This is a genomic window from Anaerorhabdus sp. (assembly GCF_036637135.1).
In the GTDB taxonomy this organism is placed as follows: Bacteria; Bacillota_I; Bacilli_A; order Erysipelotrichales; family Erysipelotrichaceae; genus Anaerorhabdus.
The window spans coordinates 1-4,781 of sequence record NZ_JAVWNC010000097.1 but is presented as its reverse complement, the minus strand read 5'-3'; the positions used below and the strand labels follow the sequence as shown (position 1 = coordinate 4,781).

Here is a 4,781-nt window from a genome sequence, read left to right as displayed (position 1 = left end):
TGAAAGATCTCATATCCATTTTGGGATCTTTTTACTTGTTTTCACATCTTCTACTTTAATTTTAGTAAAATTGGTTTATGATAATAGTAATCGTTGTAGAAAGAAGGTTTTAGAGCATGAATGACGTTCAGTTAGAGAAATGGAGTAGAGAATACAAACTTGACTTAATTAATATATGTAATAATGCGAATAGAAAATATTTGTCTGATCGATTACCCTATCCATACACGAATGAAAATGCTGAATGGTGGTTAGACATGGTTGAAAAACAAGAAGGGCGAGAAGAAGTTTTTCGAGCTATATTCTACCAAGGTAAATGTGTAGGTAATATTACTGTTGAAAAAAAGAACGATGTTTTTTGTAAGGATTGTGAAATCGGATATGTATTAAATGATGATTTTAGTGGTAGAGGAATTATGACTCAAGCGATTCATGATATATGTGCAATTGCATTTGAGGAGCTGGATATCCTTCGTATAACTGCGTGTGTTTATAAACCAAATAAAGCTTCAAGCAAGATCTTGTTAAGAAATGGATTTAGACAAGAAGGTATACTCAAAAATGGTGTTTACAAAAATAATGAAGTTTATGATTTAGTTATGTATGGAAAATACAAAGAAGAAACACAAATATTAGATATATCTAAAGATGAATTAGCTAGTCAGATACACACAACAAAACTTGGATATGATCGATGTAAAAATAATCTTGGAATTGAAGAGGATGTAATACGATATTGTCAGAATTTGATTCTCAATAAAAATAGTCATATAAAACAAGAAGGAAAGAATTATTATGTGCAACTTGATCAAGTTGAGATTGTAGTTAATGCGAAGAGTTTTACATTAATCACCGCACATATGTGTAGAGGAACATAAAAATGAATGCTTCAGAATTATGGAGTAAGTTTAAAGTAAATCATAATATTGATACCAATGAATATGAAACTTGGGCTTTTGGTGCTAGCCCTGATGAACTATTAGAGTTAGTTCTTCAAGGAAAGAAACGAGCAACTGCATCTGCTTATATTTTATATGAATTAGGTATTGATCCAGCACCACTTCTCGGAGGTTATAGTGTTTTGTTAAACTCTAAAGGAGAGGCAAAATGTATAATTCAAACAACAGTGTTAAACTATGTTCCATTTAAAGAAGTAACAGAAGCATTTGCAAATAAAGAAGGTGAAGGCGATGGTTCACTTGCTTATTGGAGAGAAGCACATACAGAGTTCTTTACGAGCTGTTTAAAAGAGATAGGTGAAACATTTATGGATGATATGATTGTTGTATGCGAAGAATTTGAAGTTGTCTACAAAGCTTAATAGGAGGTGATAGAATGTATTGTTTTCTAGTATCAGGAATACCAGCATCAGGTAAAACAAAAATAGCACAGATATTATCAAATGAGTTTTCAATTCCAGTGATATCAAAAGACTCTATAAAAGAGATTATGTTTGATGATATAGGATTCAATAATCGTAATGAAAAAGTAAATCTTGGTATTGCAAGTATGAATATCATGTATTACTTATCAAAACAATTAATGAAATCAAATCAATCGTTTGTTTTGGAGAATAATTTTGAACAAGTTTCAATTAAAGGACTAGAGACAATTTTAAATGAGTATCATTATGAAACTATTCACATTCATGTAACAGGAGATCCAAGAATCATTTATCAACGATTTGTGAATAGAGATAAAAGTGAAGAACGTCATCTGGGCCATGTTGTAAATACTAAGTATCCTGTTGATGAACTACCTAATATAATTCATGCACCAACATATGAAGAATATTTATTGTCTATAGAATCTCGTGGAATGAAAGAGTTTGAATTTGGTAAAATAAATATTGAATTAGACAATACTTATTTCGATGAGGAAAAGATAAACATAGTAATTCAAAAAATTAAAAGAATAATTCGATAAGAGTCAATTTGGTTTGACTTTTTATTTGAAAAAATCTACAATGGTTAAAGTGTGTTTACCTCCACGAGCTTATACTTTTGCTCGCTAAACTCTAAAGTAGAGCTTATGCTTTTTGCTCATAAAACTCGAAGCACGTGGAGGATAGAAAAATAATGAAGAAGATTTTGTTAAGTTTACTTGTTTTAGTCATGCTTGCAGGCTGTTCAACAACACCAAAAGCACCTGAGACTACGGTAACACCAACACCCGAAGAGACAGCTACTACAGATACAGAAACAGGAGCAACTCAAGATGCAACAACATCTGCATCAATGGTTGTAGAGGATTTAGTGAAAGATTATGCACCAAAAGGATTTACTGATGCTGATACAGAAAAGGCACTAGTTGTTGTCGGAGATCCTCGTCATTATAGTGTGACTTGGGATTTAGCAAATACTGCGATGGCTTATCTTGAAGAAAAAGGTATGGAAGTTGAAGTACGTGACTTATATGCGATGAATTTTAATCCAGTATTATCAGAAGAAGATTTCTATTATGCAAAAGATGGAGCTGGGGAAGCAAGTGAAGCAATTAAAACAGAACAAGAATTAGTAACTGCTGCTGATCATATCATTTTCGTTTATCCAAACTGGCATGATTCAGAAATCGCAATTGTAAAAGGATACAAAGAAGAAGTATTTGCTAAGAAATTCGCTTATCAAGATGGTGCAAATGGATTAGAAGGCTTACTTACTGACAAAACAATTTATACAATCATGAACTGCGGTTACCTTGGTGGAGGTCGTGGATGGATTGGTGATGGTATCATCGATACTGAAACATGGGACAAATATATGAATGCATTTGATGTGTTTGATCAAGACACTGCTGCATTCTGGGGTGTAACAAGCTTAGGTCGTTTTGTGAATGATAGAACTCCTGCAAATAACTCAGAAAATTATGCAGAAGAATTAAAAGAACTAGAAGATAGTTTGATTTCACATTTAGATTCAGTGTATTTTTCTAAGAATTAAACCAAGAAGATAGACTTCACTGTGAAGTCTATCTTTTATTATTGTTGTTATTGTAATTACTATTTGTTATGCTTTGTTTATAAGAGTTATCATGATCTAGGAGGTCATCTAATGAAACTTAATGAATTTAAGATATATGAACAAGAATTATCAAAAGAGTATAACTTAACAAATGTAATTAAGTATGAGTGTACAAATAATGAAATAATGTTCTTCGCTCTAGATGAAGAAAAAGGATTATTCTTTCTAAATCAAGAAGTACAACCTATTTCTTGGCTTAAATCAATAGATTACTTAACAATCAGCGAGCAGTCTGATAAATCAGAAGCAAATCGCGATATAGCACTTGCAGGTCTATTCGCAGGTGGATTTTTCACCACTGGTGCAGGAATAGTAACTATGGGTTCAAAAGGACCAAGTGATACAACTGTTCAAAATATGGATGGACGTATTATTAAAGGGTTAGTTATTCGAGCACAAGATAAAAATGAAAAAGATATTACCATCTTTACTGAAAAAGAGTTTTGTATACTAGTTAGTCAAGAATTAGCAAAGTTTATAAAATAAAATACGTTTGTATGAATAATTATAAATTACTGTGAATGATCTCGATAATGATGGAACTTAATGGTATAGTTTCAAATAACAAAAAAAGACCTGTGTCGAATGCATTATGTATCTTATTTCTTGGTGCTATGGTTATTGGTCGAGTTTTTCTAATCAATTAATCAAAAAAAAGACCTTTATATAAAGGTCTCTAAATTGCAAATGGGGCGACTGAGGGGAATCGAACCCCCGAATGTCAGAGCCACAATCTGATGTGTTAACCACTTCACCACAACCGCCATGTGCATTACTTATATTACCTTATTTGATACTGTTTGTAAAGGAAAAAAAATAAAAAAACGCATCTAGTTATCATGACAACATGGTATAGATTAATAACTATGATATAATTGTAATTCGAGGTGAACATATGAATAAAATAGCAATCTTGGTGGACTCATCCGCAGACATAACAAATGAGGATGCAAAAACTCTAGGAATACACGTAATCCGTATGCCATTAACAATCAATAACGAAGATGTAATGGAAACAGATGGAATATCAGATGAAGATTTTATCCAAAAGATGAAGCAAGGTGCAACAGTTAAAACATCGCAACCATTATTGGGTAACTTAGTTATGAAATGGAAAGAATTACTTCAAGAGTATGATGGAATATTGTTTTTACCTATATCTTCAAAATTGAGTGGAACATATAACAGTGCAGTACTTGCTAGTAAAGAATTTGATGGCAAAGTTTGTGTTGTTGATACAAAAATGGCTTGTTGTCCATTACAATATGTAGCGATTGATGCAATTAAGATGGCTGATAAAGGTTATTCTCTAGAAGAAATGAAAAACAAAATAGAGAATGAAATCTACATGTTTGCATGTATCGTGCCAGAAACACTTACATATCTAAAAAATGGTGGAAGAATTTCACCTGCAGCTGCAGCTTTAGGTAATCTACTAAAGATTATCCCTATTTTAAAGGTTGAAGATGGCTATATTGATGTAAGTGATAAAGTACGTACGACAAGAAAAGCTTATCAAGCTGCACTTGAAAAGGTAATTAATGTTCCAAATAAAGAAGATTATTACTGGTTTGTAGTGCATTCTGATTGTGAACAACTTGCACAAGAATACAAAGTTATTTTACATGAAAAAGTGAATCAAGATATACAAGTCAAACCTATTCGTGCTATTATAATGGCGCATACAGGTCCTGGGACTCTGGGCATAGGAAGATTAAAAAAATTAAATTATTAATTCAGCTGAATGCTGAATTTTTATTA

6 protein-coding genes and 1 tRNA gene are annotated in these 4,781 nt (G+C 32.0%); 6 read left to right on the top strand and 1 reads right to left on the bottom strand.

Annotated elements, in window-relative coordinates:
• The first annotated feature begins 116 nt into the window (after window positions 1-116).
• From RR643_RS11260 to RR643_RS11240, 5 genes are all read left to right on the top strand, one after another.
• Window positions 117-878 (top strand): GNAT family N-acetyltransferase, encoded by a 762-nt coding sequence (locus RR643_RS11260; protein WP_332483273.1) that lies wholly within the window; start codon window positions 117-119, stop codon window positions 876-878.
• Window positions 879-880: 2 nt separating this feature from the next.
• Window positions 881-1,321, top strand: a complete 441-nt coding sequence (locus tag RR643_RS11255; RefSeq protein ID WP_332469954.1) for an ASCH domain-containing protein — start codon at window positions 881-883, stop codon at window positions 1,319-1,321.
• Window positions 1,322-1,335: 14 nt separating this feature from the next.
• Complete coding sequence (locus tag RR643_RS11250) at window positions 1,336-1,926, top strand: AAA family ATPase (protein WP_332469955.1); 591 nt, start codon at window positions 1,336-1,338, stop codon at window positions 1,924-1,926.
• A gap of 152 nt (window positions 1,927-2,078) precedes the next feature.
• Window positions 2,079-2,939 (top strand): NAD(P)H-dependent oxidoreductase, encoded by an 861-nt coding sequence (locus RR643_RS11245; protein ID WP_332483272.1) that lies wholly within the window; start codon window positions 2,079-2,081, stop codon window positions 2,937-2,939.
• Between the two features lie 111 nt (window positions 2,940-3,050).
• Entirely contained in the window at window positions 3,051-3,506 is a 456-nt protein-coding gene (locus RR643_RS11240) for a hypothetical protein (protein ID WP_332483271.1), read from the top strand.
• A gap of 202 nt (window positions 3,507-3,708) precedes the next feature.
• Here the strand turns inward: RR643_RS11240 and RR643_RS11235 are convergent.
• A tRNA-His gene (locus RR643_RS11235) sits at window positions 3,709-3,784 on the bottom strand.
• Window positions 3,785-3,915: 131 nt separating this feature from the next.
• On the opposite strand from RR643_RS11235, the gene RR643_RS11230 reads away from it, so the two are divergent.
• On the top strand, window positions 3,916-4,755 hold the full coding sequence (locus RR643_RS11230; RefSeq protein WP_332483270.1) for a DegV family protein: 840 nt from the start codon (window positions 3,916-3,918) through the stop codon (window positions 4,753-4,755).
• The last annotated feature ends 26 nt before the right edge of the window (window positions 4,756-4,781 follow it).